General features: G+C 61.2%; 26 protein-coding genes. 19 read left to right on the forward strand and 7 right to left on the reverse strand.

Annotated elements, in window-relative coordinates; genetic code table 11:
* The first annotated feature begins 29 nt into the window (after positions 1–29).
* The 6 genes from ileS (at position 30) to dut (ending at position 7,434) form a co-directional block, all read left to right on the forward strand.
* Positions 30–2,870 (forward strand): isoleucine--tRNA ligase, encoded by a 2,841-nt coding sequence (gene ileS, locus EPN80_RS02860; RefSeq protein ID WP_293023425.1) that lies wholly within the window; start codon positions 30–32, stop codon positions 2,868–2,870.
* Positions 2,870–3,382 carry a signal peptidase II gene (gene lspA, locus EPN80_RS02865; RefSeq protein ID WP_293023427.1) on the forward strand — a complete coding sequence of 171 codons (513 nt, stop codon included), beginning with the start codon at positions 2,870–2,872 and terminating at the stop codon, positions 3,380–3,382. The genes ileS and lspA overlap by 1 nt, the downstream gene beginning before the upstream one ends.
* A gap of 76 nt (positions 3,383–3,458) precedes the next feature.
* Entirely contained in the window at positions 3,459–4,664 is a 1,206-nt protein-coding gene (gene coaBC, locus EPN80_RS02870; RefSeq protein ID WP_293023428.1) for a bifunctional phosphopantothenoylcysteine decarboxylase/phosphopantothenate--cysteine ligase CoaBC, read from the forward strand.
* Positions 4,661–5,866, forward strand: coding sequence for an MFS transporter (locus EPN80_RS02875; RefSeq protein ID WP_293023430.1), 1,206 nt, complete (start codon positions 4,661–4,663; stop codon positions 5,864–5,866). The genes coaBC and EPN80_RS02875 overlap by 4 nt, the downstream gene beginning before the upstream one ends.
* Before the next feature lie 89 nt (positions 5,867–5,955).
* Positions 5,956–6,975, forward strand: a complete 1,020-nt coding sequence (locus EPN80_RS02880) for an LLM class flavin-dependent oxidoreductase (protein WP_293023433.1) — start codon at positions 5,956–5,958, stop codon at positions 6,973–6,975.
* Positions 6,976–6,987: 12 nt separating this feature from the next.
* Positions 6,988–7,434 carry a dUTP diphosphatase gene (gene dut, locus EPN80_RS02885; protein ID WP_293023436.1) on the forward strand — a complete coding sequence of 149 codons (447 nt, stop codon included), beginning with the start codon at positions 6,988–6,990 and terminating at the stop codon, positions 7,432–7,434.
* A gap of 62 nt (positions 7,435–7,496) precedes the next feature.
* Here the strand turns inward: dut and clpA are convergent, their stop codons facing one another.
* Positions 7,497–9,794 carry an ATP-dependent Clp protease ATP-binding subunit ClpA gene (gene clpA, locus EPN80_RS02890; RefSeq protein WP_293023439.1) on the reverse strand — a complete coding sequence of 766 codons (2,298 nt, stop codon included), beginning with the start codon at positions 9,792–9,794 and terminating at the stop codon, positions 7,497–7,499.
* Positions 9,791–10,105 carry an ATP-dependent Clp protease adapter ClpS gene (gene clpS, locus EPN80_RS02895; protein ID WP_047216007.1) on the reverse strand — a complete coding sequence of 105 codons (315 nt, stop codon included), beginning with the start codon at positions 10,103–10,105 and terminating at the stop codon, positions 9,791–9,793. The genes clpA and clpS overlap by 4 nt, the downstream gene beginning before the upstream one ends.
* A 420-nt stretch (positions 10,106–10,525) precedes the next feature.
* On the opposite strand from clpS, the gene EPN80_RS02900 reads away from it, so the two are divergent.
* Positions 10,526–10,732 (forward strand): cold-shock protein, encoded by a 207-nt coding sequence (locus EPN80_RS02900; RefSeq protein WP_047216006.1) that lies wholly within the window; start codon positions 10,526–10,528, stop codon positions 10,730–10,732.
* 117 nt (positions 10,733–10,849) lie between these two features.
* On the opposite strand, the gene icd is transcribed toward EPN80_RS02900, so the two are convergent.
* Positions 10,850–12,100, reverse strand: coding sequence for an NADP-dependent isocitrate dehydrogenase (icd, locus tag EPN80_RS02905; RefSeq protein WP_293023445.1), 1,251 nt, complete (start codon positions 12,098–12,100; stop codon positions 10,850–10,852).
* 203 nt (positions 12,101–12,303) lie between these two features.
* Between icd and EPN80_RS02910 the strand changes: the two genes are divergently transcribed.
* The 3 genes from EPN80_RS02910 (at position 12,304) to EPN80_RS02920 (ending at position 13,911) form a co-directional block, all read left to right on the forward strand.
* The gene (locus EPN80_RS02910; RefSeq protein ID WP_293023448.1) at positions 12,304–12,912 is read left to right on the forward strand and encodes a pseudouridine synthase; all 609 of its coding nucleotides are present in this window, start codon (positions 12,304–12,306) and stop codon (positions 12,910–12,912) included.
* Between the two features lie 119 nt (positions 12,913–13,031).
* Complete coding sequence (locus tag EPN80_RS02915) at positions 13,032–13,274, forward strand: hypothetical protein (protein WP_293023451.1); 243 nt, start codon at positions 13,032–13,034, stop codon at positions 13,272–13,274.
* A gap of 238 nt (positions 13,275–13,512) precedes the next feature.
* Positions 13,513–13,911, forward strand: coding sequence for a DUF192 domain-containing protein (locus EPN80_RS02920; protein ID WP_293023838.1), 399 nt, complete (start codon positions 13,513–13,515; stop codon positions 13,909–13,911).
* Positions 13,912–13,989: 78 nt separating this feature from the next.
* On the opposite strand, the gene sodB is transcribed toward EPN80_RS02920, so the two are convergent.
* Together sodB and xseA are read right to left on the reverse strand one after the other, a co-directional pair.
* Complete coding sequence (gene sodB / locus EPN80_RS02925) at positions 13,990–14,568, reverse strand: superoxide dismutase [Fe] (protein WP_293023454.1); 579 nt, start codon at positions 14,566–14,568, stop codon at positions 13,990–13,992.
* A 201-nt stretch (positions 14,569–14,769) separates the two neighbouring features.
* Positions 14,770–16,143, reverse strand: coding sequence for an exodeoxyribonuclease VII large subunit (xseA, locus tag EPN80_RS02930; RefSeq protein WP_293023457.1), 1,374 nt, complete (start codon positions 16,141–16,143; stop codon positions 14,770–14,772).
* 451 nt (positions 16,144–16,594) lie between these two features.
* Here xseA and EPN80_RS02935 point away from each other — a divergent pair, with 451 nt between their 5' ends.
* The 8 genes from EPN80_RS02935 (at position 16,595) to EPN80_RS02970 (ending at position 22,138) form a co-directional block, all read left to right on the forward strand.
* Positions 16,595–17,212 (forward strand): MotA/TolQ/ExbB proton channel family protein, encoded by a 618-nt coding sequence (locus EPN80_RS02935; protein WP_293023460.1) that lies wholly within the window; start codon positions 16,595–16,597, stop codon positions 17,210–17,212.
* Between the two features lie 18 nt (positions 17,213–17,230).
* A complete protein-coding gene (locus EPN80_RS02940) occupies positions 17,231–17,677 on the forward strand; it encodes a biopolymer transporter ExbD (RefSeq protein WP_293023463.1) in 447 nt (148 codons plus the stop codon).
* The gene (gene lpxK / locus EPN80_RS02945) at positions 17,674–18,726 is read left to right on the forward strand and encodes a tetraacyldisaccharide 4'-kinase (RefSeq protein WP_293023466.1); all 1,053 of its coding nucleotides are present in this window, start codon (positions 17,674–17,676) and stop codon (positions 18,724–18,726) included. The genes EPN80_RS02940 and lpxK overlap by 4 nt, the downstream gene beginning before the upstream one ends.
* On the forward strand, positions 18,707–18,898 hold the full coding sequence (locus EPN80_RS02950; protein WP_293023469.1) for a Trm112 family protein: 192 nt from the start codon (positions 18,707–18,709) through the stop codon (positions 18,896–18,898). Before lpxK ends, EPN80_RS02950 begins: the two co-directional genes overlap by 20 nt.
* Before the next feature lie 16 nt (positions 18,899–18,914).
* Positions 18,915–19,697, forward strand: coding sequence for a 3-deoxy-manno-octulosonate cytidylyltransferase (kdsB, locus tag EPN80_RS02955; RefSeq protein ID WP_293023841.1), 783 nt, complete (start codon positions 18,915–18,917; stop codon positions 19,695–19,697).
* 209 nt (positions 19,698–19,906) lie between these two features.
* Positions 19,907–20,572, forward strand: coding sequence for an adenylate kinase (gene adk, locus EPN80_RS02960; RefSeq protein WP_293023471.1), 666 nt, complete (start codon positions 19,907–19,909; stop codon positions 20,570–20,572).
* 152 nt (positions 20,573–20,724) lie between these two features.
* Positions 20,725–21,483, forward strand: coding sequence for a 3-hydroxyacyl-CoA dehydrogenase (locus EPN80_RS02965; protein WP_293023472.1), 759 nt, complete (start codon positions 20,725–20,727; stop codon positions 21,481–21,483).
* A gap of 163 nt (positions 21,484–21,646) precedes the next feature.
* Entirely contained in the window at positions 21,647–22,138 is a 492-nt protein-coding gene (locus tag EPN80_RS02970; protein ID WP_293023473.1) for an Mpo1-like protein, read from the forward strand.
* 25 nt (positions 22,139–22,163) lie between these two features.
* Here the strand turns inward: EPN80_RS02970 and EPN80_RS02975 are convergent, their stop codons facing one another.
* Entirely contained in the window at positions 22,164–23,027 is an 864-nt protein-coding gene (locus tag EPN80_RS02975; protein ID WP_293023843.1) for a tetratricopeptide repeat protein, read from the reverse strand.
* On the reverse strand, positions 23,027–24,580 hold the full coding sequence (gene murJ / locus EPN80_RS02980) for a murein biosynthesis integral membrane protein MurJ (protein WP_293023474.1): 1,554 nt from the start codon (positions 24,578–24,580) through the stop codon (positions 23,027–23,029). Before murJ ends, EPN80_RS02975 begins: the two co-directional genes overlap by 1 nt.
* A 159-nt stretch (positions 24,581–24,739) precedes the next feature.
* On the opposite strand from murJ, the gene rpsT reads away from it, so the two are divergent.
* Positions 24,740–25,012, forward strand: coding sequence for a 30S ribosomal protein S20 (gene rpsT / locus EPN80_RS02985; RefSeq protein ID WP_293023476.1), 273 nt, complete (start codon positions 24,740–24,742; stop codon positions 25,010–25,012).
* The last annotated feature ends 16 nt before the right edge of the window (positions 25,013–25,028 follow it).

The raw sequence follows: 25,028 nt of genomic DNA on the forward strand, positions 1-25,028 counted from the left end.
TCGCCAGTGACTTACCCGCACCCGATACCATGAGTGACAAGAAATCCACCGACAAATACCCCGTCAATCTGCTGGAGACGCCCTTTCCGATGCGTGGCGACCTGCCCAAGCGCGAGCCGCAGTGGGTCAAGCAATGGCAGGAAAAGAAGCTCTACGAAAAAATTCGCGCCGCCAGCGCGGGGCGCCCCAAATTCATCCTGCATGACGGCCCGCCATATGCCAACGGGGATATCCATATCGGTCACGCGGTCAACAAGATTCTCAAGGACATGATCGTCAAGGCCCGCAATATGGCAGGCTTCGATGCCGTATACGTGCCAGGCTGGGACTGTCACGGCATGCCGATCGAAATCCAGATCGAAAAGCAGTTCGGCAAACACCTGCCCGTGCAGGAGGTACTGGAAAAGGCGCGCGCCTACGCCAGCACCCAGATCGAGCGCCAGAAGGCCGACTTCATTCGCCTGGGCATCCTGGGCGACTGGCAGAACCCGTACAAGACGATGAATTTCACCAACGAGGCGAATGAAATTCGAGCGCTCGGCAAGATCATCGAATACGGCTATGTGTATCGCGGCCTTAAGCCCGTGAACTGGTGCTTCGACTGCGGCTCGGCGTTGGCCGAGGCCGAGGTCGAATATCAGGACAAAACCGATCTGGCCATCGACGTCGGTTTTCCGTTTGCCGATCCCGAGGCGCTGGCCCGGGCATTTGGCCTGGACAAGCTGCCCTGCCCGGACGGCCACATCGTCGTCTGGACCACCACGCCCTGGACGATTCCCGCCAATCAGGCGCTCAACCTGCATCCCGAGATCGACTACGCGCTGGTCGATACCGCCGAGCGCGGATTGCTGATCCTGGCCGCCGAGCGCGTCGAGGCGTGCCTGAAGGAATATGGCCTTGGCGGTACCGTGCTGGCGACCTGCAAAGGCCAGGCGCTGGCCGGCATCCGCTTCAGGCACCCGCTGACGTCCGCCGACTCGGGCTACGCCCGTCTCTCACCCGTCTATCTGGGGGAATATGTCACGCTGGACACCGGCACGGGTGTGGTTCATTCGTCGCCAGCGTATGGTGTGGAAGACTTTCTGTCGTGCAAGGCCCATGGCATGTCGGATGAAGACATCATCAATCCGGTACTGGGCGACGGCACCTATGCGCAATCGCTGCCGCTGTTCGGCGGGCAATCGATCTGGGAGGCGAACCCGCGCATCGTCGAGGCGCTGAAGAACGCCGGCACGCTGCTGCATGTGGTCAAGTACACCCATAGCTACATGCATTGCTGGCGCCATAAGACGCCGATCATCTACCGCGCGACCAACCAGTGGTTTGCCGGCATGGATACGACGCCATCACCGCAAGCGCCGAGCGGCGGCCGCACGCTGCGCGAGACGGCGCTGGCCGGCATCGAGGCCACGCAATTCTTTCCCGCGTGGGGCAAGCAGCGCCTGCACAGCATGATCGCCCACCGCCCCGACTGGACGCTCTCGCGGCAGCGCCAATGGGGCGTGCCGATGGCATTTTTCGTCCACAAGGAAACTGGCGAACTGCATCCGCGCACGCTCGAGTTACTCGAACAGATCGCCCAGCGTGTCGAGAAAGAAGGGATCGAAGCCTGGCAAAAACTCGAACCGCGCGATCTGCTGGGTGACGAAGCCGAGCAATACGTCAAAAACAAGGACACGCTCGACGTCTGGTTCGATTCCGGCACTACGCACTGGCACGTGCTGCGCGGCTCGCATGCCGATCAGTTGCGCTTTCCCGCCGATCTCTATCTGGAAGGCTCCGATCAGCACCGGGGCTGGTTTCATTCGTCGCTGCTGACCGCCTCGATGCTCGATGGCCAACCGCCCTACAAGGCCTTGCTCACGCACGGTTTTACGGTCGACGGGCAGGGTCGCAAGATGTCGAAATCGGTCGGTAACGTAATCGCGCCGCAGGAAGTTGCCAACAAACTGGGGGCCGAAATCATCCGCCTGTGGGTCGCCTCGACTGACTACTCGGGTGAACTGTCGATCTCCGATGAAATTCTCAAACGCGTGGTGGAAAGCTACCGCCGGATCCGCAACACGTTGCGCTTCCTGCTCGCCAATCTGGCTGACTACAATCACGCGGAGCACGCGCTGCCGCCCGAGCAGTGGCTGGAAATCGACCGCTACTCGGTGGCACTGGCCAACGCCCTGCAAACAGAACTGCTGGCCCACTACGACAAATTCGAATTTCACCCGGTCGTGGCCAAGCTGCAGACATTTTGCTCGGAAGACCTGGGTGGCTTCTATCTCGATATCCTGAAAGACCGCCTCTACACCAGCGCGCCGAACGCGCCTGCCCGCCGCGCCGCACAGAACGCGCTGTACCACATCACTCAGGGGCTGCTCAGAGTGATGGCGCCATTTCTGTCGTTCACGGCCGAGGAAGCCTGGCAAGTGTTCGCCCCCGGCGAAGAAACCATTTTCACGCAAACGTATTACGCCTACCCGAAAATTGGCGACGGCAACGAACTGCTCGAGAAATGGCATCTGCTGCGCGCGGTGCGCGCAGATGTCACCAAAGCGCTCGAGGAGGCCCGCGTGGCCGAGCAGATCGGCTCCTCGCTGCAGGCGGAAGTCGACGTCCGGGTGAGCGGCCGCAAATACGAGATTCTCGCCAGCCTCGGCGACGATCTGCGCTTTGTGCTGATCACTTCGGCTGCGCGTGTGACGCAAGTCGACAGCGTCGAGCAGGAGGCTGTCCAGGTCGTGTCGTCGGCCCACAAAAAATGCGAGCGCTGCTGGCACTACCGCGCCGACGTGGGTCACGATGCGGCTCACCCGACGCTGTGCGGACGCTGCGTTTCAAATCTTTTCGGCACGGGCGAAACCAGGAGAGCAGCGTAATGGCAAGCAAACAAATGGCTCGACGTTCGGCCGGCGCGGGTACCGGCCTGGCACCCTGGCTGGGGGTGGCGGTCATCGTCATCCTGCTCGATCAGATCACGAAACTGGTTATCCTCAAGACCTTTGCCTACGGGGAGTTTCATCGCGTCACGTCATTCTTCAATCTGGTGCTGGTCTACAACCGAGGCGCGGCATTCAGCTTTCTGTCGGCGGCCGACGGATGGCAGCGCTGGTTCTTTACAGCGCTGGGCATCATCGCCGCGGTGGTGATCCTTTGGCTGCTCAAGCGGCACAGCGGGCAAAAGCTCTTTTGCACTGCCCTGGCGCTGATTCTCGGCGGCGCGCTCGGCAACGTGATCGATCGCGTCATCTATGGACACGTCACCGACTTCCTCGACTTCCATCTCAACAGTTGGCACTGGCCGGCGTTCAATGCCGCCGACACAGCCATCACGTGCGGTGCGATACTGTTGATCCTGGATGAATTGCGCCGCGTCAAACGCGGCAAATAACGAGACGACGGGCGCGTCAGGCCGGCGCCAGTGGTGCGTGGCCTGACGCCGAGCCGCCGGCCGACAAAGGACACGTATGGAACTCGCCGACAAAACCATCCTGCTTGGCCTGACCGGCGGTATCGCTTGCTACAAGGTTGCCGAGCTCACGCGGCTGCTCACCAAAGCCGGCGCCGCCGTGCAAGTGGTCATGACCGAGGCCGCGACCCAGTTCATCACGCCGGTCACGATGCAGGCGCTGTCGGGACGCCCTGTATTCACGAGCCAGTGGGACGGGCGCGTCGCCAACAACATGCCGCATATCGATCTGTCGCGCGAAGCCGACTTGATCGTGATCGCGCCGGCATCGACCGATTTTCTGGCCAAGTTGGCGCACGGGCAGTGCGATGATCTGCTGTCGACGCTTTGCATGGCCCGCGATTGTCCGCTCGTCGCCGCGCCCGCGATGAATCGCCAAATGTGGGCCAATCCGGCGACCCAGCGCAACGTTGCCCAGTTGCGCGGCGACGGCATCACCCTGCTGGGCCCGGACAGCGGCGACCAGGCTTGCGGGGAAATCGGCGACGGCCGAATGCTCGAGCCCGAGGCGCTGCTCGAGGCAATCACTGCATTCTTCCAGCCCAAGGTGTTGGCCGGCAAGCGTGTCACCATGACGGCCGGACCAACCTTCGAGCCGATCGATCCGGTGCGGGGGCTGACCAATCTTTCAAGCGGCAAAATGGGCTTCGCGATGGCGCGCGCGGCGGCCGCGGCGGGCGCCTCGGTGCATTTGATCGCCGGTCCCACCGGGTTGCCGACGCCCTATGGCGTGTTGCGCAGCGATGTGCAAACCGCCCAGCAAATGTACGACGCGGCGCTGGCCAGCGCGGCTGGCGCGGACGTATTCATCGCGGTGGCTGCAGTAGCGGACTGGCGCGTCGCGCAGGTGCATGCGAGCAAGATCAAGAAGCAGGACGGGCATGACGTGCCGCACCTGAATTTCGTGCAGAACCCCGATATTCTCGCCGCCGTCGCGCAGCGTCCTCAGGCTCCGTTCTGCGTGGGATTCGCCGCCGAGAGCGACAATCTGGAAGCGCACGGCGAGGAAAAGCGTCGCAAGAAGGGCATCCCGCTATTGATCGGCAATCTGGGGCCCGCCACCTTCGGGCGCGACGACAACGAAGTCGTCCTGTTTGACGCTCACGGTAGCACCCGGCTGCCCCGTGCCGACAAGCAAATGCTGGCCAACACCCTGATCAGAGAAATCGCTCAACGCCTCGACGCCACGTCTCGCCACGCATGACCGACCCGACCGCGCAAACGCCCGGCATCAGCGTGTTCGGCACGCTGGCATCGCTGGCGGCCATTATCTTCTTCGGTTTCATGACTATCGGCATGCCGTTGCCGGTGATCCCCGTGTACGTCAACAAGACCCTCGGCTATGGCTCATTGATGGTGGGCATCGCCGTCGGCATCCAATCGGTGGTCACGCTATCATTGCGCTCATTCGCCGGCCACACCGTCGACACGCGCGGCGCCAAGCGGGCTGTACTGACGGGGCTGTGTGGCTGTGCCGCCGCCGGTGTGCTGTATCGCATTTCCGCCGCGTTCGCCGAGGTTCATCCCGGCATCGCGCTGGGCGTTCTGTTGGCCGGTCGTGCCACGCTTGGCTTCGCCGAAAGCCTGATCCTGACAGGCGGCATGTCGTGGGGCATTGGCCTGCTCGGCCCGGCGCATGCCAACAAAGCAATATCCTGGCAGGGCGTCTCGATGTACACGGCCATCGCACTCGGTGCACCGGCCGGCGCGACTCTGCTGCAACAGTGGGGCTTCACCGCCGTGGCTTACGTGGTGATCGCGCTGCCGCTGATTGCGGGCCTGCTGGCATGGCGGCTGCCAGCCGCAGCCATTACCAACGGCAAGCGTCTGCCGTTTCACAAGGTCGTGGGGCGCGTCTGGCGCCCCGGACTGGCGATGACGCTTGGCAGCATCGGCTATGCGGTGATTGCTGCGTTCATCATGCTGTTCTATGCCAGCCGCCATTGGGATGGTGCAGCTTATGCGCTGACGGCCTACAGCGTCACGTTCATCGGTGTGCGCGTATTGCTGGGGCACTCGGTCGAGCGCTTTGGGGGCATCCGGATAGCCGTGCTCTCGCTGCTCGTCGAAGCGGTCGGGCAGACGCTGCTCTGGACCGCAACCTCCTCGCTGATGGCCCTGGCCGGCGCGGCGCTCACAGGCGTCGGCTTCTCTCTGGTTTTCCCTTCGCTGGGGGTCGAGGCGATTAAACACGTGCCAAGCCAGAACCGCGGCGCGGCACTCGCCGCGTATTCCGGATTCTTCGATCTGGGCCTGGGTTTGATCGGGCCATTGGCGGGGCTGGTAGTCAGTGCCTTTGGCTATGCCGCGATATTCCTGTTCGGCGCGCTCGGCGCTATCGGCGGGGCGATCCTGGCCAGCCGGCTGGCCCGCGCCGATCGATCGCCCAAGCAGGCCAACGCCTGAAGGCGGAACAGCGTGGTGGTATGATCGGCGCGTGCGGCGCCGCGTGCGCAGCCTGTCCATGCCGCGCCACTCGCCATACCAACGCTCATATGACCCGCCCCCCGCTCAGACTCTCCATTCTCGATCAGACGCCGGTAATCGCCGGCCATAGCGTAGCCGATGCCGTTGCCGCGACGGTCGATCTGGCACAGGCCGCCGACGCGCTCGGCTATACGCGTTACTGGTGTGCCGAGCATCACGGCCTGCGCGGCGTGGCCAACCCCGCGCCGGAGGTGATGATCGCGCGCCTTGCCAGCGCCACGCGACGTCTGCGCGTCGGATCGGGCGGCGTAATGCTGCCCTATTACAGTCCATTCAAGGTCGCCGAGCAATTCATGATGCTCGAGGCCTTATTTCCAGGGCGTATCGATCTCGGCGTCGGACGCGCGCCAGGTGGCGACATGCGCACCGCGCAAGCAGTGGCGGACGGTCAATATAATGCTGGCGAGCGTTTCCCGCAGCAGGTTGCCGACTTGTGCGCCCTGCTGGGGGGAACTCTACCCGAGGATCACCGCATGGCTGGCGTGCTGCTGCAACCGGCCGTAGCAACGCGCCCGGAATTATGGATGCTGGGATCGAGCGAATTCGGCGGCCTGTTGGCCGCACAACTCGGCATCCGCTATGCGTTCGCCCATTTCATCAATGCGCAATACGGCGAGCGCGTGAGCGCCGCGTACCGGGAACGCTTTCGCCCCGGGCACGAAGCATCCCCATATTGTGCACTGGCGCTATTCGTGATTTGCGCCGACACCGACGCCGAAGCGGCCGAGCTCGAGTCGGCAGTCGATCTCAGGCGACTGCAAATGGCCTACGGCCTGAACGCCCCGATACCCAGTCTCGCGCAGGCTCGCGAACAAAGCTATAGCGAGCACGATCTGATGCTCATCGAGCGCGAGCGCTCGCGCAGCATCGTCGGCACGCCAGAGCGCGTGAGCGAACGAATGGAGGCGCTACGCGCGCAGTTCGACGCCGATGAAATTATCGTACTGACCGTCGCCGGCAGCTATGAGGCCCGCTTGCGCTCATGTGAATTGCTGGCCCAGTCATTCCAACTCAACTCGCTTTCCTGAAACCTTTTCGCCATGAAACTCGACGTCAAAATTCTCGATCCGCGCATCAAGGACCAATTGCCGCACTACGCTACCCCCGGCAGTGCAGGCCTGGACTTGCGCGCATGCATCGAGACGCCGATCACGCTCGAACCCGGCCAGACCGTGCTGGTGCCAACCGGCCTGGCAATTCATCTTGAAGACCCCGGTTACGCGGCGCTCATCCTGCCACGCTCGGGTCTTGGCCACAAACATGGCATCGTGCTCGGCAATCTGGTCGGACTCATCGACTCGGATTATCAAGGTCAGTTGATGATCTCCACCTGGAATCGCGGGGTGTCGATGTTCACGCTCAATCCGTTCGAGCGCCTCGCGCAATTGGTGGTGGTACCAGTGGTGCAGGTCGAATTCAACCTCGTCGACGAATTCGCCGACAGCGAGCGCGGCGCAGGCGGGTTTGGCAGTACCGGCCGGCGTTGAAGTCCGGCTCCGAAGCATAAAAAAACGCCGCAGTTGCGGCGTTTTTCGTCTGGGCTACCGTGCTACTCGGCTTCGGCGATTTCCGGCTCCGGGCGGGCGGAGCCACTGGCCGGGAAAGTCAGTTGCACCTGATCCTGCTCATCGAGATCCACCGTGACGCGCCCACCATTGGTGAGTTTGCCAAACAGCAGCTCATCGGCCAGAGCGCGACGAATCGTGTCCTGAATCAAGCGCTGCATCGGCCTGGCCCCCATGAGCGGATCGAACCCCTTGCGCGACAGGTATTTCCTGAGCGTGTCGGTGAACACCACTTCGACCTTCTTCTCATGAAGTTGGTCTTCAAGCTGCATGAGGAATTTATCGACGACGCGCAGAATAATCTGTTCGTCAAGCGCCTTGAAGCTGATGATGGCATCGAGCCGGTTGCGGAATTCCGGCGTGAACATCCGCTTGATGTCAGCCATTTCATCACCTGCTTCGCGCTGGGTCGTGAAACCAATGGTCGAGCGGTTCATCAACTCGGCACCCGCGTTGGTCGTCATGATGATGATGACGTTGCGGAAGTCCGCCTTGCGGCCATTGTTGTCGGTCAGCGTGCCGTGGTCCATGACCTGCAGCAGGACATTGAAAATATCCGGGTGCGCCTTTTCGATTTCGTCGAACAGCAATACGCAATGCGGTTTTTTGGAGATCGCCTCGGTCAGCAAGCCTCCCTGGTCGAAGCCGACGTAACCCGGCGGCGCACCGATCAGACGGCTCACCGCATGGCGCTCCATATATTCGGACATGTCGAACCGAATCAATTCGATACCGAGCGTGAAAGCCAGTTGCCGCGCGACCTCGGTCTTGCCGACCCCGGTCGGGCCGGAGAACAGGAAAGCGCCGATCGGCTTGTCCGTCTTGCCCAGCCCGGCGCGTGCCATCTTGATGGAGGCCGCCAGCGCCTCGATCGCCGGATCCTGGCCAAACACGACGCTCTTGAGGTCGCGATCGAGCGTCTGCAATTTGCCGCGGTCGTCCGCCGACACGCTTTGCGCCGGAATACGAGCGATTTTCGAGATGATGTCCTCGATTTCGCCTTTGCCAATGGTCTTTTTCTGTTTGGACTTCGGCAGAATGCGCTGCGCTGCGCCAGCCTCGTCGATCACGTCGATCGCCTTATCGGGCAAGTGCCGGTCCGTGATGAAGCGCGCCGACAATTCCGCCGCCGCACTCAGCGCACTGGCCGAATATTTGATGCCGTGGTGCTCCTCGAAGCGCGACTTGAGACCGCGCAGAATCTGTACCGTTTGCTCGACGGTCGGCTCGACGACATCGATTTTCTGGAATCGCCGCGACAGCGCCGCATCCTTCTCGAAGATGCCGCGATACTCGGCAAAGGTCGTCGCGCCAATGCACTTGAGCTGGCCTGACGAAAGCGCGGGCTTGAGGAGGTTCGACGCATCGAGCGTGCCACCGGAAGCAGCCCCCGCGCCGATCAGCGTGTGGATTTCATCGATGAACAGAATCGCGTTGGCGCGCTCCTTCAGTTCCTTGAGCACTGCCTTGAGGCGCTGCTCGAAGTCGCCGCGATATTTGGTACCAGCCAGCAGCGCACCCATGTCAAGCGAATAGACGTTGGCGTCCGCCAGAATTTCCGGCACCTCGGCCCGTGTCACGCGCCAGGCCAACCCCTCGGCAATCGCGGTTTTGCCCACGCCCGCCTCGCCCACCAGCAGCGGATTGTTCTTGCGCCGTCGGCACAGCACCTGCACCACTCGCTCGACCTCGGATTCGCGGCCGATGAGCGGATCGATGCGCCCCTCGCGGGCCAACTGGTTGAGGTTTTGCGTATATTGCGCCAGCGGGCTTTCCTTGGCCGCAGCGCCTTCCTCGCCCTCGGCACCCCCCTCGCCGGCCTTGGCGGACTCGCTGCTCGCGCCAGTCTTGGTAATGCCGTGCGAGATGTAGTTGACGACATCGAGCCGGGTCACCCCCTGCTGCTGCAGGTAATAGACCGCGTGAGAATCCTTCTCGCCGAAAATCGCGACCAGCACGTTGGCTCCCGTCACTTCCTTCTTGCCATTGGAAGTGGACTGCACATGCATGATCGCGCGTTGAATCACGCGCTGAAAGCCGAGCGTGGGTTGTGTGTCGACTTCATCGCTGCCGGGCACCGTCGGGGTGTTGTCCGCGATGAAATTACGCAGATTCTGTCGCAAGTCGTCCAGATTGGCCGCGCAAGAGCGCAGCACCTCCGCAGCCGTGGGATTGTCCAACAACGCCAGCAGCAGATGCTCGACGGTGATGAACTCATGCCGCGCCTGGCGAGCTTCCATAAACGCCATATGCAGGCTGACTTCCAATTCCTGGGCAATCATGCTTCCTCCATCACGCACTGCAGCGGATGCCCGGACTGCCTAGCGTGGCTAACAACTTGCTCTACCTTGGTCGCAGCGACATCGCGCGTATAGACCCCACAAACTCCGCGACCCTCTCGATGCACCTTGAGCATGATCTGCGTCGCGGTTTCGCGATCCTTGTTGAAGTGTTCCTGGATCACGAAAACGACAAACTCCATGGGAGTAAAGTCGTCATTCAACAACACCACCTTGAACATCGGTGGTGGCTTGAGTTGCTGCTCCTGTCTTTCAGTGACGGTGTCGCCGTGGGTCGTCGGTAAGGTTGCCATACGTCGATTCTAAACAACTCGGGCTGCGCAGCCGTGCCGCCTCGCCACGCGCCGCTTCCCGTCGCTCCGACCTGCCCGACAACGCCAAAAACCGCCAGCCCAGGGGTGGCTGCACTCTATGTAAGCAGCTTAACCCAAAATTCAAGAGCGTGCGGCCCTTTCATTTGAGGGCGGCCGATATCCGGGAAAAACCTAATAAATGATGGGGTCTAAACCGCCAAAAACCCCTTGACACTATCGCGCATTACCGCAAACAATCATTATGGCGCTTTTCCACACTCAGCAGTTGTTCGATAGCTCAATAGAAAAGGTGCCTTGGTGAGCCTGTGAGGAGAGAACGGCTGCTGTCGTTCGGCTTTTCGGATGCGCTCGTTGTTGCGGTGATGTGTAGTAGTAGTAACTGAATTAGGGGAAGTTTGTATGGCACTCGGTACGGTGAAATGGTTCAACGATGCCAAAGGGTTCGGTTTTATTACCCCGGATGAAGGCGGCGAGGACCTCTTTGCGCATTTTTCTGCGATTCAAATGAACGGGTTCAAAACCTTGAAGGAAGGCCAGCGCGTCTCTTTCGAAGTAGTGCAGGGCCCGAAAGGCAAGCAAGCGTCGAACATTCAGGCAGCGCCCTGAACGCCGCATCACTGCTTGCAATCGCAGACCCGGCCTCGGCCGGGTTTTTATTTGCCCGCCGCAGATGCGAAAAAGAGGCAAAACCGCCCTCTTCTCGCACGACGGGAATCCCGCGACTTACATATTGTCGATCATGACCTGACCAAATCCGGAGCATGACACCTGGGTCGCGCCCTCCATCAGGCGAGCGAAATCGTAGGTCACCTTCTTGGAAAGGATCGATTTTTCCATCGACGCGATGATCATATCGGCTGCTTCGAACCACCCCATGTGGCGCAGCATCATCTCGGCCGAAAGAATCTCGGAGCCCGGATTCACGTAGTCCTTGCCGGCGTACTTGGGTGCCGTTCCGTGCGTCGCTTCGAACATGGCCACCGAGTCCGACAGATTGGCACCGGGCGCGATCCCAATGCCGCCGACCTGAGCGGCGAGCGCATCGGAGATGTAATCGCCATTGAGATTGAGCGTCGCGATCACGTCGTATTCGGCCGGGCGCAAAAGAATCTGCTGCAGGAACGCGTCGGCAATCGAATCCTTGATCGTGATTTCCTTGCCAGTCTTCGGATTCTTGAATTTGCACCACGGGCCGCCGTCGATCAGCTCAGCACCGAATTCCTTTTGTGCGAGATCGTATCCCCAGTCACGGAAGCCGCCTTCCGTGTATTTCATGATATTGCCCTTGTGCACCAGCGTGACCGATTGACGGTCATTGTCGATCGCGTACTGAATCGCCTTGCGCACCAGGCGTTGGGTGCCTTCCCGGGAAACCGGCTTGATGCCGATGCCCGACGTCGACGGGAAGCGAATCTTCTTGACGCCCATCTCATTTTGCAGAAAAGCGATGACTTTTTTGGCCTGCTCGGATTCGGCTTCCCACTCGATTCCGGCATAGATGTCCTCCGAGTTTTCCCGGAAAATCACCATTTCGATCTTCTCCGGCGCGCGGACCGGTGAGGGAACCCCCTTGAAGTAGCGCACTGGCCGCAGGCACACGTAGAGGTCGAGCTCCTGGCGCAGCGCCACGTTCAACGAGCGGATACCGCCGCCCACGGGAGTCGTCAGCGGCCCCTTGATCGACACGACGTATTCCTTGAGCACCTGCAAGGTTTCTTCCGGCAGCCAGACGTCAGGCCCGTATACCTTGGTCGATTTTTCGCCTGCGTAGATTTCCATCCAGCTGATCTTGCGCTTGCCCTGATAAGCCTTCTGCACCGCCGCGTCGACCACCTTGATCATCACCGGCGTAATATCGAACCCGGTACCGTCACCCTCGATATAGGGAATGATGGGATTGTTGGGAACGTTCAGGGAAAAATCCTTGTTGACCGTGATTTTTTCCCCGGCCGGAACTTTGATGTGCTGATACATGATCGACTCCATTGAACTTGCAGTTGACTACGCGCGGCCAGACCGGCGCCGCCGGCAAACACGCCCCATTTTAACGATGGTTTGCGCACAGACCTGATCACTCAAGTCTTATATAAGACACAAGACTAGGTTTCGTATTATGCATTAGTATTTCACGCTTTGCCATATCGTTGGCGCTCGCCGTGCCCAGTTTCCACGCCCACATGACATTAATCATCCTCAACAAGCCGTTTGGCACGATCTGCCAATTTTCGCCCCATCCGTCCCGGCCGTCGCTCGCGGATTGGGTCAATGTACCGAACGTCTATCCCGCCGGGCGCCTGGATGCCGATAGCGAAGGTCTGCTGTTGCTGACCGACGACGGCAGGCTGCAAGCGGCGATCAGCCACCCAAACCATAAAATGCCCAAGACGTATTGGGCACAGGTCGAGGGTACGCCCAGCCAGGCGGCCATTCAGGCGCTGCAAGCAGGCATCGATTTGGGCGATTTTGTCACCCAGCCATGCCAGGCTCGAACGATCGAGGCACCGACGACCCTTTGGCCGCGCAACCCGCCGATACGTTACCGGGCCACGATCCCGACCAGTTGGCTGGAGATGACGCTGGCCGAAGGGAAAAACCGCCAAGTCAGGCGCATGACCGCGGCGCTCGGGTTTCCGACGCTGCGTCTGATACGAGTGGCGATCGGCCCGCTCAACGTGTTTGACATGCAATTGGCGCCAGGCAGTTGGCGGGAATTGGCGCCGCAAACATTGCCGTTATCCGTGACGCCCCCTGAGCGTCGCCGGACCGGGGCCAGTCGCGCGCGGTGAGCAAAAAATTCGCGCCGCGTCACCCGGTGTCAACCGAATCCCCAATGCCGCGTTATTTGAGGTGACTCAATGCGGGTCATAAAGTTAATTAACTCGTCTCACGGCTCAAGAGGATTCTCATGAACAAGCTGATCGCTGCTTTGGTTGCTGGTCTGTTCGCTACCGGCGTTTTCGCACAAACCACCGCGCCGGCCACCGCCGCGCCTGCCGCCGCTACCGCCCCGGCCACCGCCGCTCCGGCCGCTGAACCGGCACCGGCAGCCAAGCCTGCCGCCAAGAAAGCCCACAAAGCCACCAAGAAGCACCACGTGGTGCGTCATCACAGCAAGAAGAAAGCGGCCAAGAAGCCGGCCGCCAAGTAATTCCGGTCTTGCCGGACTCAAGCAGGTTGCTTCGGCAACCTGCTTTTTTTATTTTGGCAAAGAAACATTTTCCGGCCGCCCGTTTCAAATCGAAGCAAAGCCGTAGTACGCTTAGCCGGGACGATACGTCCACCAAATTCTCTCAACTTAGCGGAGTGTTTCCGTGCTCGTCATCCTGCGCAAGATTTCCCCTCTGCTGTGCGGCCTCTCCCTTGCGGCCCTGTCCTTCTTTTCGCCGATGGCGACCGCGCAGATCAAGCCGGCGAGCCAATTTCCGACCATCGAGCTGACCGCAGGCATTTATCTGGTCAAGGCCGAGGTCGCAGCCAACGAACCCGATCGGGAACAGGGCCTGATGTACCGGACACAGCTACCGGCCAATCAGGGCATGCTATTTATTTTCGAGCAACCCGCCGGTCATTGCTTCTGGATGAAAAATACCTTCCTGCCGCTGTCGATCGCCTTTCTTGCCGACGATGGCACCATCGTCAATATCGAGCGGATGGCGCCGCAGACCGAAAGCAATCATTGCCCGACGCAACCGGTAAGGTTCGCACTCGAAATGAATCAAGGCTGGTTCAGCGAAAAGGGTATCAAGCCGGGCATGCGTATCGCCGGTCTGCCGCAGCCCCGCTAAGCCTTGCCCAAGTCGGGAGATACGGCCATAAAAAAACCTCGCCAACGGGCGAGGTTTTTTTGAGGAGTGTCTGGCAGCTCAGGCGAAATTCTTCGCGGCGAAATCCCAGTTCACGAGATTCCAGAACGCCTCGACGAATTTCGGACGGGCATTGCGGTAATCGATGTAGTAAGCATGCTCCCACACGTCGATCGTCAGCAAGGGCTTGTCGGTCGTGGTCAACGGAGTAGCGGCATTGCTCGTATTGACGATATCGACCGAGCCGTCGGCTTTCTTGACCAGCCACGTCCAACCCGAACCGAAATTGCCGGCGGCCGACTTGCTGAATGCCTCCTTGAACGCGTCGACCGAACCCCATTTTTTGCTGATGGCGTCGGCCAGCGCACCGGTCGGTTGACCGCCGCCCTTGGGCGACAGGCTATTCCAGAAGAAAGTGTGATTCCAGATTTGTGCCGCGTTGTTGAAAACGCCGCCTGACGCTTTCTTGATGATGTCTTCGAGGCCCAGGTTTTCGAACTCGGTGCCTTTGACCAGATTGTTCAGATTCGTCACATAGGCTTGATGGTGCTTGCCATAGTGATACTCCATGGTTTCTTTGGAGATATGCGGTTGCAGCGCGTCAAGCGCATATGGCAGGGGGGGAAGCTGATGTTCCATAGTGTTTTCCTTTGTGCTCTGAGGGGAACCCGAAAAGAACTATCCGGAACGGACCATTGTAGGCCAGATGAAATAACCCCGCAAACACGAAGGGTTCCCGGGCTATGCGGTGACGGCGGCACTCCCGGCAGTTCGCGCAAATTTTGACGGCGTTATGTGCAGATTGTCAGCAGTTATCGGCTTGAACACCATGCAAGTCAATCAAAAAGTATCGTCTAGCCTGACTTGCACATCACCAATACGAAGGTCGGCAGCCCCTTCGGCCAAGTGCACCGTTACCTGACGGCCAGGCTGCAGCCGATGCGGATCACGCACCGCCCGGCCGCGCTCGTCGAGTAGCGCAGCGTAGCCGCGCGCGAGTGTGTGGCGAGGGCTGAGCAGCTCGAGCCGGGCCGACAGATCGGCGGTGCGGGCGCCGCTGCGCTCGAGCTGGCGTAGCATCGCGGCAGCGTGCCGCTCACCAAGCCGGGCCAGATGCGCCTGCGCCGACGCGACTTGCGGGCGCGCCTGCGCCACGCGTAGCGCAAGCAAGCCGACCCTGCCCCGCTCGCGCACGACCGGTTGCACCAGGGCGTGATGCAATCGCGCCGACATATGTTCAAGCCGGCTGCGATGCTGTGCCAATTGCTCGCGCGGACTGACCAATCCTCGCGTCAGCCAATCGAGCTGCTGCGTGCGACGCTCCAGGCCGCGCGTCATCGCGTGCCGCAGACGTTCGCCGAGGCGTCCGAGGACGCGCAAGCATTCGTCGCGAGAGGCACTGACCAGTTCGGCGCCTGCGGTCGGCGTGGGCGCGCGCACGTCCGCCACGAAATCGGCGATCGTGAAATCTGTTTCATGACCAACCGCGCTGATGACGGGCAGGCGACTGCCCACAATCGCATGCGCTAGCACCTCTTCGTTGAACGCCCACAGATCCTCGATCGAGCCGCCGCCTCGGCATAGCAGCAGAGCGTCCACCTCGGCCCGCGCATTCGCCGTCTCGATCGCGGCAGCCAGGCGTGCGGCCGCATCGGCACCCTGCACCGGCACGGGATACACGATCACCGACAAATGCGGCGCGCGACGCGCCAGCGTGGTCAGCACGTCGCGCAAGGCGGCCGCCTGCAGCGACGTCACCACACCGACGCTGCGAACGAATGCAGGCAGCGCCCGCTTGCGCTGGGCGTCGAACAACCCCGCGGCAGCCAATTTTTCTTTCAGCCGTAGAAACGCCTCATAAAGATTGCCCTGACCGGCGCGGCGAATCGCTTCGACATTCAGTTGAACCTCCCCGCGTGGCTCATACATGGACAGCAGCGCGCGCACCTCGACGCGATCACCCTCGCGCGGCGAAAAATCCGCGTGCTGTGCCCGGCCGCGGAACATTACGCAACGCATTTGCGCTCGCGCGTCCTTGATCGAGAAATACCAATGCCCGCTGGTAGCCCGGGTGAAGTTGGAAATCTCGCCGCTGACCCACGCAAGCGGGAAATTTCGTTCGAGCACAGCAGCCACGCTGCTGTTCAATTCTGAAACACTTATGGCCCGATCCGCAGCAAATCCGGGCTTTTTCTCGTCCCAATCAGTTTTCATGCGGGTTGGCCAGCCAAATTCTTTCCACAGACTCGGGTTATCGGGGCTTTTCGATCAATATCTCGCCCTTCAGAAGAGATATCAATTACAACCAGTTGATTTTTATAAATATTCACTGTCAAAAAAAATAATTTCACTCACGCGACGCGGTCCAAAGCAGAAAGTTAAATTGCCGACGGGCGAGATGTTCACAAAGTTATCCACAGATTGCGAAATTATTCTAATCACATTTCTTAATCTCAACGCTTCATTTTTGTTACGCATAATGCCGTTTATTTTTGGACCGTAGGGAGCAAACGCCTTCCGAACAATCACTTACGGCCGGTTCAACTTTTTGGGTCAGGTACTTCGAGGCACCGCATCGCTAAAACCACCTTGCCCATCGTGCGGGGGCGCGCTAGAGTGCGGCCTGTTCAGGACGTTCCCTTCATTCCGCATCACGAGGTTCAGATTGTTTGCCGTTATCAAGGCCGCCGGCTGGCCCATTTGGCCGCTATTGATTGCCTCCATCGTTGCGCTGGCCTTGATTGTCGAGCGAACGATCAGCCTGCGGCGCGACCGTGTGCTGCCCCCCGACGTGCTCGACAAGGCGCTGCAACTCGTGCGGCGCCCGCATGCCAAGAGCAGCGAGGCGCTCGAGCAGATGGCTCTCGCCTCGGCGCTCGGGAAGATTCTCGTGACCGGCGTGCGATTCGTCAGTCAAAACCCCGACGCCCCCCGCGATGTCGCCAAAGAGACCATCGAGGAGACCGGCCGTGCCGTCGCGCACGAGCTGGAGCGTTACCTGAGCGCGCTTGGCACAATTGCCTCGGTGGCGCCGTTGATGGGATTGTTCGGCACGGTAGTCGGCATGATCGAGATCTTCGGGTCGCAAACTGCGGCAGGCACTGATCCGACGCAATTGGCCCACGGCATTTCAGTGGCGCTCTACAACACAGGCTTCGGCCTCATGATTGCCATTCCGGCAATGATTTTCTACCGATATTTCCGCGCCCGCGTGGACGCGTATCTGGTGGAGCTCGAAACCCAAGCCGTGCATTTCCTCGATGCGACCGTGCCGCGTCACTAAGGCCCAGGAACCCGACCGATGAATTTTCGCCGCGGATTGGAGAAGGTCGAGCCGGAGATCAACCTGATCCCGCTCATCGACGTCCTGCTGGTGATTCTCATTTTTTTGATGATCACCACGACCTATACGAAATACACGGCGCTCAAGGTCACGCTGCCGGTGGCCGACGCGAACACGGCGTTGCCCGTCCCGGAGAAAATCGTAGTTTCAGTCGGCGCCGACGGCACCTACGCGATTGACCGACGGGTTCTGGCCGACAGCGCTCCGACGACGCTTAACGCGGCACTCAAACAAGCCGCGGACGCTGCGCGCAGCCGTGCCAATGGCGGGGAGCCCGTGCTCATTATCAATGCCGACGCGCAGTCCACACACCAGGCCGTCATCAACGTCATGGAAGCCGCGCGCCTGGCCGGACTGTCGCATCTGACATTCGCCACACGCGCCAACCCGAGCGCCGGACGATGAGCTTGCCTGCCGTGAGCGTGCGCTCGGCCAGTCTCCGCCGCCTGACAGGTGCGCTGAGCGCGCATATTGCCGCGCAGTGGCAGGCACGCGGCGCGCTGGCGTGGTGTCTATGGCCGCTGTCACAGGTATTCGGCGGCATCGCCGCACTGCGGCGCGCGGCTTACGCGCGCGGTTGGCTGACCAGCCACCGGCTTCCGGTGCCAGTGGTCGTGGTCGGCAACCTGACGATCGGCGGCACGGGCAAAACGCCGACCGTGATCGCCCTGGTGGCGGCCCTGCGCGAGGCCGGATTCACGCCGGGCGTGCTCTCGCGCGGCTATGGAGTTCGCCTGACCCAACCCCGCGAGGTCAACGAGACAACCGCCGCGCACGAAGTTGGCGACGAGCCGCTGCTGATCGCTCGCCGCAGTGGGGTGCCCGTGTGGGTCTGCCCCGACCGGGTCGCGGCCGGCAAGGCTTTGCTGACGGCGCACCCTGCCTGCGACGTGCTGGTTTGCGACGACGGCCTGCAGCACTACGCGCTGCAGCGGGACGTCGAAATTGCCGTGTTCGACCGGCGCCTGGCCGGCAACGGATTCCTGCTGCCGGCCGGCCCGCTGCGCGAGCCATTGACGCGCCCGCGCGATGCCAACCTGATCAATTCGAGCCAGCGCGGCGATATGCCTGACTGGCCCGAAACTTTCCAGCTGACGCTGCAGCTCGACCTGGCGTGGTGCGTCAGCCAGCCCGAGCTGCAGCGTCCGCTGGACCATTTTTCCGGGCGGCGCGTACTGGCTGCAGCCGGCATCGGGGTGCCCGAGCGTTTTTTCGCGGCGCTGCGCGCTGCCGGGCTCAGCATCGATACCCTGCCGCTACCCGATCATTACGACTTCGCGCGCAACCCGTTCGACGGCGTCACCGCCGACACCATCCTGATCACCGAGAAGGATGCAGTAAAATGCTTGGCATGGCGCGACCCCCGTCTGTGGGCGGTACGCGCGCAAGCGACGCTCGATGCGCGCTTCGTATCCCTGGTTGTGGAGAAATTGCGTGGACACCCGACTGTTTGAAATTCTCGTCTGCCCCTTGTGCAAAGGTCGGCTGGAATATGACCGCAAGGCACAGGAACTCATTTGCCACGCCGACAAGCTCGCCTATCCGATTCGAGACGGCATTCCGATCATGCTCGCGGATGAAGCACGGCAATCGGTCGAGGGCACGCCCGTGCCCAGCACCGATTAACCTCGCGCGGTGCTGCATCGACATGACGATCCCGTTTATCGCTGTCATTCCCGCTCGGCTCGCATCGACTCGGCTGCCCAACAAGCCGTTGGCGGATTTGGCGGGCAAACCCATGGTGGTGCGTGTAGCCGAACAGGCGCAACGCTCGGGCGCCGCGGCCGTGGTCATCGCCACCGATGCCACCAGTGTGGTTGACGCGGCGCGCGAGCACGGTATCGAAGCCATTCTGACCCGCCCCGATCATCCGTCCGGCACCGACCGGTTGGCGGAGGTCGCCGGGCGGCTGGGGTGGCCCGACGATGCGCTGGTGGTCAACGTACAGGGCGACGAACCGTTGATCGACCCGAACCTGATCAGCGCCGTGGCGGTTCATTTGGCAAGTCATCCGGAATGCGCGCTGGCCACCGCGGCCCATCCGATCTCGGCGCCGGCCGACGTTTTCAACCCGAACGTAGTCAAAGTGGTGCTCGACGCGCAACAGCGCGCGCTGTACTTCTCGCGCGCCCCGATTCCCTGGTCGCGCGATGCGTGGCAAGCGCATTGGCCTGACGTTGCGAGCATGCCCATGCCGCCAGCTACCGTCTACCGGCACATTGGCTTATATGCCTACCGTGTCTCGTTTTTACGCACTTATCCGACGCTCGCCCAGGCGCCGCTGGAACTGGCCGAATCGCTCGAACAATTGCGTGCCCTGTGGCACGGCGAGCGAATTGCGGTACTGCTGACCGATCATGCGCCCGCGCCCGGCATCGATACGCCGGAAGATCTGGCGCGGGTGCGTGCGCTGCTCTCCGACTAGGCGGGATTTCTCTCGCGCCGAGCCCGCCACCGACTAGACAAACGTGGCCGCAAATCCCGGCGCCGGGCCACCGGCATGGCATAATCGCTGCTGAATATCGCGAGGCGGGACCAGCTCGTAGGAATTTGGCGCCGCCACGGCTTGCCGGACACCTGCTCTCCTCGCAGTGCCCCAGAATTCACAAATCATAAACTGTCAGGAGTCAACCGATGCGTTTGATCTTACTGGGCGCGCCCGGGGCCGGCAAAGGCACCCAAGCGACCTTTATCAAAGAAAAGTACGGTATCCCGCAAATTTCCACCGGTGATATGCTGCGTGCCGCAGTCAAGGCGGGTACGCCGCTGGGACTGGCCGCGAAGAAATTCATGGACGCGGGGGAACTGGTATCCGACGAGGTCATTATCGGCATGGTCAAGGAACGCCTGACTCAGTCCGATTGCGCCAATGGATATCTGTTCGACGGTTTCCCCCGGACCATCCCGCAAGCCGAGGCGATGAAGCAGGCTGGCGTGCCGATCGACTACGTGCTTGAAATCGACGTGCCGTTCGACGAGATCATCACTCGCATGAGCGGGCGCCGCGCGCATGTCGCCTCGGGCCGCACCTATCATGTCGTTTTCAACCCGCCCAAGGTCGAGGGTCTGGACGACGTCACTGGCGAGCCGCTGATTCAGCGCGAGGACGACAAGGAAGAGACGGTACGCAAGCGGCTGGAAGTCTACGACGCGCAGACCAAGCCATTGATTGCCTATTATTCGAATTGGGCCCGGCACGGAGATCCGAACGCCAAGGTCGCCGCGCCACAATACCGGCAGATTTCGGGACTCGGCTCGGTCGAGGCCATCCGCGACCGCGTTTTCGCCGCGCTCGGTTGAGGCTCTCTGGGTCTATCCATCAGGCCGGGCGGTTGGCCGGCCAAGGCGGCTCCGGCCGCTTTTTTTACGGGTGCAATTGACGTATACGTCAATTGCCTGCGCGGCCGTCGCTTGTGATAGTCGCCCCACTCATTCGTTTTCGGGAGTTCAGCGTGGAAATCAACGGCAATGTATTCCTCATCACCGGCGGCGCCTCGGGCCTTGGCGCGGGTACGGCGCGCATGCTCGCCGATAACGGCGGCATCGTGGTGCTGGCCGATCTGAACGACGAGGCCGGCACCCGCCTGGCGAGCGAACTCGGCGGGCAGTTCGTGCACTGCGACGTGACCCAGGAAGCGGACGGGCAGGCTGCCGTGGCGGCGGCCAGGGCATTGGGCCCCTTGCGCGGTCTGGTCAACTGCGCCGGCATCGCCATCGGCACCAAAACGGTTGGCAAAGATGGCCCCCACCCGCTGGCCCAGTTCGCCAAGGTGATCAACATCAACTTGATCGGCACGTTCAACATGATTCGGCTGGCCGCCGAGGCAATGAGCCAGGGCGAACCCAACGCCGGGGGCGAACGTGGCGTGATCGTCAACACGGCTTCGGTGGCCGCATACGACGGGCAAATTGGGCAAGCGGCTTATGCCGCATCGAAGGGCGGCATCGTCAGCCTGACGCTGCCGGTGGCGCGCGACCTCTGCCGCAGCGGAATCCGGGTGATGACGATCGCGCCAGGCATTTTCGAAACGCCGATGTTGCTGGGCATGCCCCAGGGAGTGCAGGACGCGCTGGGCAAAATGGTGCCGTTCCCGCCGCGCCTGGGCAAGCCGGCCGAATATGCGATGCTGGTCAAGCAGATCCTGACCAATCCGATGCTCAACGGCGAGGTCATTCGCCTGGACGGCGCAATCCGCATGCAGCCGAAGTAGCTGGCCACGCGGTCGGCTCGAGCGCATTCCGGCACCGGGCCGGCCCGGGCACGCGGGAGTTTTTCAGCACCCAGCTAGAGTGAATGCACCATTTCAGATCATGGCGCGGGCGCGTCGCTGCTCTAGAATGGACGCCTGAACCCACTTGGCAGGGGGCCTCCGCATGAAGACCTTGGCTGAACAAATGTCGTTCTACCAGCGCTATCACCGCAGTCCAAAAAACCGCCTGACCCATTTCATCGGCGTGCCGGCCATCATGCTGGCCCTGTTGCAGTTGCTCTCGTGGCTGCGATTCGGCGCCAGCGGCCTGAATGCCGCCCAGCTGTTTGTACTGATCCTGCTGGTCTACTACTTTCTGCTCGATGTCCCGCTTGCCCTGGCCATGACCGCCTTTTCGGCGATCCTGCTGTGGCTCGCCGAGCGGCTGGCAGATCTGCCGGTTGGGCGCGGCCTGATTGCTTTTGCAATCTTGTTCGTCGGCGGCTGGACTTTTCAGTTGGTGGGTCACCGCTTCGAGGGGCGCAAACCGGCGCTACTGGATAATTTCTGGCAGGTTTTTATTGCGCCGATATTTCTGATGGCCGAGCTGTTTTTCCACTTTGGTTATAAACCGGGGTTGCGGCGGGAGGTCGAACAGCGCGCCCAATCGACCTAGGCAGAGCTCTCCCCGCTTGGGTCGCTCAGTCTGCCGCGCCGCCCAGCTTGCCCAGGTCAGCCGGCGTTTCACGAATCGCCTGGGCGTCGCTCGCGTCCGGCTGTTTCTGCAAGTAGTACTGCAGGTCCTCCTGAGCCTGACGCACGTGATGCAGGCGCGCATAGGCCAACCCCCTGTCTCGCCGCTCGTCCAACGCGTGTGGCAACACCAGCACCATGCGCTCCTGAACGGCCAATAATCGCTCCCACCGCTCGTTCTGTGTATAAATGACTTTCAGATTACGCAGCATCCTGGCAAGAATTTCCCGCGGCGAAGCGGGTTCCAGGAACGGGTGCAGCAATGCCCAAAGCGCCAATTCCTGCCCATTTTGCTCAGCCTCGCCGCGGTAGTGGCTCAGATACGGCTCGACCAGCTCGAGCAGGCGAGCCGGTGATAGCGATTGCCCGGTCAGCGGATCGATCACGACATCGCCTCCCGGCACCGACAGGCGCAGCAGAAAATGTCCGGGAAATGACAACCCTCGCAGCGGCAGCCCGAGTTGCTGACCGATTTCCATATACAGGACCGCCAGCGAAATCGGGATGCCTCGCCGGGTCTGCAATACGATATTCAGATAGCTGTTATCGGGATGATAGAAATCGTTCTGGTTTCCCGCGAAACCCAGCTCCCGAAAAAAGAAGTGATCGAGCAACTGCAGCTTTTGCAGGGGGCCGGCATCGGCCGGCACGCGCTGCATGACGCGCATCGCCAATTTATCGATTTCCGCGAGCACACCCTGAATATCGAGATCAGGGTAGGCGTCCTGCGCCAGGGCCACGGCCGCCTCGGTCAGCGGCAAACTTGCGTCGTCCGCGACCAGCGTGGCGAAATATTCAAGCATCCTGATCATCACGCAGCCGTCCGCTTGCGGAAGGCACCGAACTTGAACCCCATTGCCAGCAGGGCGCCGAAATAAACGGCCGCGCTCACGACTAGGCTGGCGCCGAGCAAGGCAATGCGCGCCAGCGGCCGATCATGCAGACCGATCCAATCGAAATTCTGTACGAACCACATCAGGACACCAGCCAGAATAAGGCAGGCGGCAAGCAGCTGAACGAAAAACAACCCCCAACCAGCCGTCGGTCGATAGATGCCGCGCCGATACAGCCCGGCGAACAGCAGTATGGCATTCATGCAGGCGCCCACGCCGATCGACAGCGACAAGCCGGCATGCGCGAACAAGGGCACGAACGCAAGGTTGGAGAGCTGCGTAATACACAACACGAAGATCGCAATCTTCACCGGCGTCTTGATGTCCTGCTTGGCATAAAACCCCGGCGCCAGAATCTTGATCAGAATCAGGCCGATCAATCCCACCCCATAGGCCGTGAGCGCTCGCGAGGTCATTATCACGTCAGTAGCGTCGAAGCGGCCGTATTGGTAGAGGGTGGCGGTCAGCGGCTCGGCGTAGACGAGCAGGCCAACGGCACACGGCAGCGCGAGCAGAAACGTCAGCCGCAACCCCCAGTCGAGTAACGCGGAATATTCGACCGGGTCGGCATCTGCATGCGCCTTCGACAGGTTAGGCAACAGGATCGTGCCCAGCGCCACGCCCAGCAGCGCGGTGGGAAATTCCATCAGGCGATCGGCATAAGCCAGCCACGAAACGCTGCCCTGCGCCAGCCGTGACGCGATGTTGGTATTGATGATCAGACTGATCTGCGCCACCGAGACGGCCAGCGTCGCCGGCACCATCTTGGCCAAGACCCGTTTGACTCCGCGATTGCGCAGCGCGGCCAGCACGCTCCAGCCAAAGCGCGGCAGCATGCCGATTTTGATCAGCGCCGGAATCTGAATCGCCAACTGCACCACGCCACCGAAAATGACCGCGTAGGCCAGGCCGTAAACGGGTGTCGCGAGGTGAGGAGCGATCCAGAGCGCCGTGACGATAAAGCTGATATTCAGCAGCACCGGCGCAAAGGCCGGCAAGGAAAATTGCTTCCAGGTATTGAGGATTGCCGCAGCCAGGGTCGTCAGGGAAATGAAGGTAATGTACGGAAACATCACCCGCGTCATGAAAACCGCGGCACCGAACGCCTGCTGCTCGCGGCTCAGCCCGGTGGCAACCACGTACACCACGCCGGACGCGCCAACGACGCCCAGCACCGTCAGCGTGAGCAGCGACCACAGCATGACGGTAGCCACCGAGTCGATCAGGCTCTTGGTTTCCTCGGAGCCGCGCTGACTCTTGAATTCCGCCAGGATCGGCACGAACGCCTGGGAAAAAGCCCCCTCGGCGGAGAGTCGCCGCAGCAAATTCGGAATGCGGAACGCGACGTTGTAAGCGTCGGTCATCTGGCTGGCGCCAAACATGCGCGCAATGAGTATTTCACGTATGAGCCCGGTGACGCGCGAGAGCATCGTGAACCCACTGACCGTGAGGAGAGCTTTGAGCAAATTCATGTTGCGCGTATTATACGCGCGGCCATGAGCGCCGCATGATTAACGATTGCAAAAAAAGCCGGGCTTGTAGTACAATCGCCGGTTTCGAAGTCAATGGATTGCTTCCTGGCCACCGTGTCTCCCAGGGAGCCGTGCCACTCAGCAATTCAAGGAATTCACATGGCAAATACCGCACAAGCCCGCAAACGGGCCCGTCAGAACACCAAGCAAAACGCGCACAACGCTCCGCTGCGCTCGCGTTATCGCACGGCCATCAAGGCTGTTCGCAAGGCCATCGCCTCCGGCGACCAGGCCGCCGCGACCGCCGCGCTGCGCGATGCCCAGAAAACCATCGACATCATTGCCGACAAGCGCATCGTTCACAAGAACCGCGCCGCGCGCAACAAGAGCCGTCTGGCCTCGGCCATCAAGGGCATGACCGCCGCCGCTTAAATCCGGCCTGCGCGAT

Source organism: Pandoraea sp. (assembly GCF_004297875.1).
Classification (GTDB): domain Bacteria; phylum Pseudomonadota; class Gammaproteobacteria; order Burkholderiales; family Burkholderiaceae; genus Pandoraea.

Bases quoted from the DNA above. Each gene is read 5' to 3' on its own strand.
- ileS (WP_293023425.1), top strand. From the start codon at position 30: ATGAGTGACAAGAAATCCACCGACAAATACCCCGTCAATCTGCTGGAG.
- lspA (WP_293023427.1), top strand. From the start codon at position 2,870: ATGGCAAGCAAACAAATGGCTCGACGTTCGGCCGGCGCGGGTACCGGC.
- coaBC (WP_293023428.1), top strand. From the start codon at position 3,459: ATGGAACTCGCCGACAAAACCATCCTGCTTGGCCTGACCGGCGGTATC.
- EPN80_RS02875 (WP_293023430.1), top strand. From the start codon at position 4,661: ATGACCGACCCGACCGCGCAAACGCCCGGCATCAGCGTGTTCGGCACG.
- EPN80_RS02880 (WP_293023433.1), top strand. From the start codon at position 5,956: ATGACCCGCCCCCCGCTCAGACTCTCCATTCTCGATCAGACGCCGGTA.
- dut (WP_293023436.1), top strand. From the start codon at position 6,988: ATGAAACTCGACGTCAAAATTCTCGATCCGCGCATCAAGGACCAATTG.
- clpA (WP_293023439.1), bottom strand. From the start codon at position 9,794: ATGATTGCCCAGGAATTGGAAGTCAGCCTGCATATGGCGTTTATGGAA.
- clpS (WP_047216007.1), bottom strand. From the start codon at position 10,105: ATGGCAACCTTACCGACGACCCACGGCGACACCGTCACTGAAAGACAG.
- EPN80_RS02900 (WP_047216006.1), top strand. From the start codon at position 10,526: ATGGCACTCGGTACGGTGAAATGGTTCAACGATGCCAAAGGGTTCGGT.
- icd (WP_293023445.1), bottom strand. From the start codon at position 12,100: ATGTATCAGCACATCAAAGTTCCGGCCGGGGAAAAAATCACGGTCAAC.
- EPN80_RS02910 (WP_293023448.1), top strand. From the start codon at position 12,304: ATGACATTAATCATCCTCAACAAGCCGTTTGGCACGATCTGCCAATTT.
- EPN80_RS02915 (WP_293023451.1), top strand. From the start codon at position 13,032: ATGAACAAGCTGATCGCTGCTTTGGTTGCTGGTCTGTTCGCTACCGGC.
- EPN80_RS02920 (WP_293023838.1), top strand. From the start codon at position 13,513: ATGGCGACCGCGCAGATCAAGCCGGCGAGCCAATTTCCGACCATCGAG.
- sodB (WP_293023454.1), bottom strand. From the start codon at position 14,568: ATGGAACATCAGCTTCCCCCCCTGCCATATGCGCTTGACGCGCTGCAA.
- xseA (WP_293023457.1), bottom strand. From the start codon at position 16,143: ATGAAAACTGATTGGGACGAGAAAAAGCCCGGATTTGCTGCGGATCGG.
- EPN80_RS02940 (WP_293023463.1), top strand. From the start codon at position 17,231: ATGAATTTTCGCCGCGGATTGGAGAAGGTCGAGCCGGAGATCAACCTG.
- lpxK (WP_293023466.1), top strand. From the start codon at position 17,674: ATGAGCTTGCCTGCCGTGAGCGTGCGCTCGGCCAGTCTCCGCCGCCTG.
- adk (WP_293023471.1), top strand. From the start codon at position 19,907: ATGCGTTTGATCTTACTGGGCGCGCCCGGGGCCGGCAAAGGCACCCAA.
- EPN80_RS02970 (WP_293023473.1), top strand. From the start codon at position 21,647: ATGAAGACCTTGGCTGAACAAATGTCGTTCTACCAGCGCTATCACCGC.
- EPN80_RS02975 (WP_293023843.1), bottom strand. From the start codon at position 23,027: ATGATCAGGATGCTTGAATATTTCGCCACGCTGGTCGCGGACGACGCA.
- murJ (WP_293023474.1), bottom strand. From the start codon at position 24,580: ATGAATTTGCTCAAAGCTCTCCTCACGGTCAGTGGGTTCACGATGCTC.
- rpsT (WP_293023476.1), top strand. From the start codon at position 24,740: ATGGCAAATACCGCACAAGCCCGCAAACGGGCCCGTCAGAACACCAAG.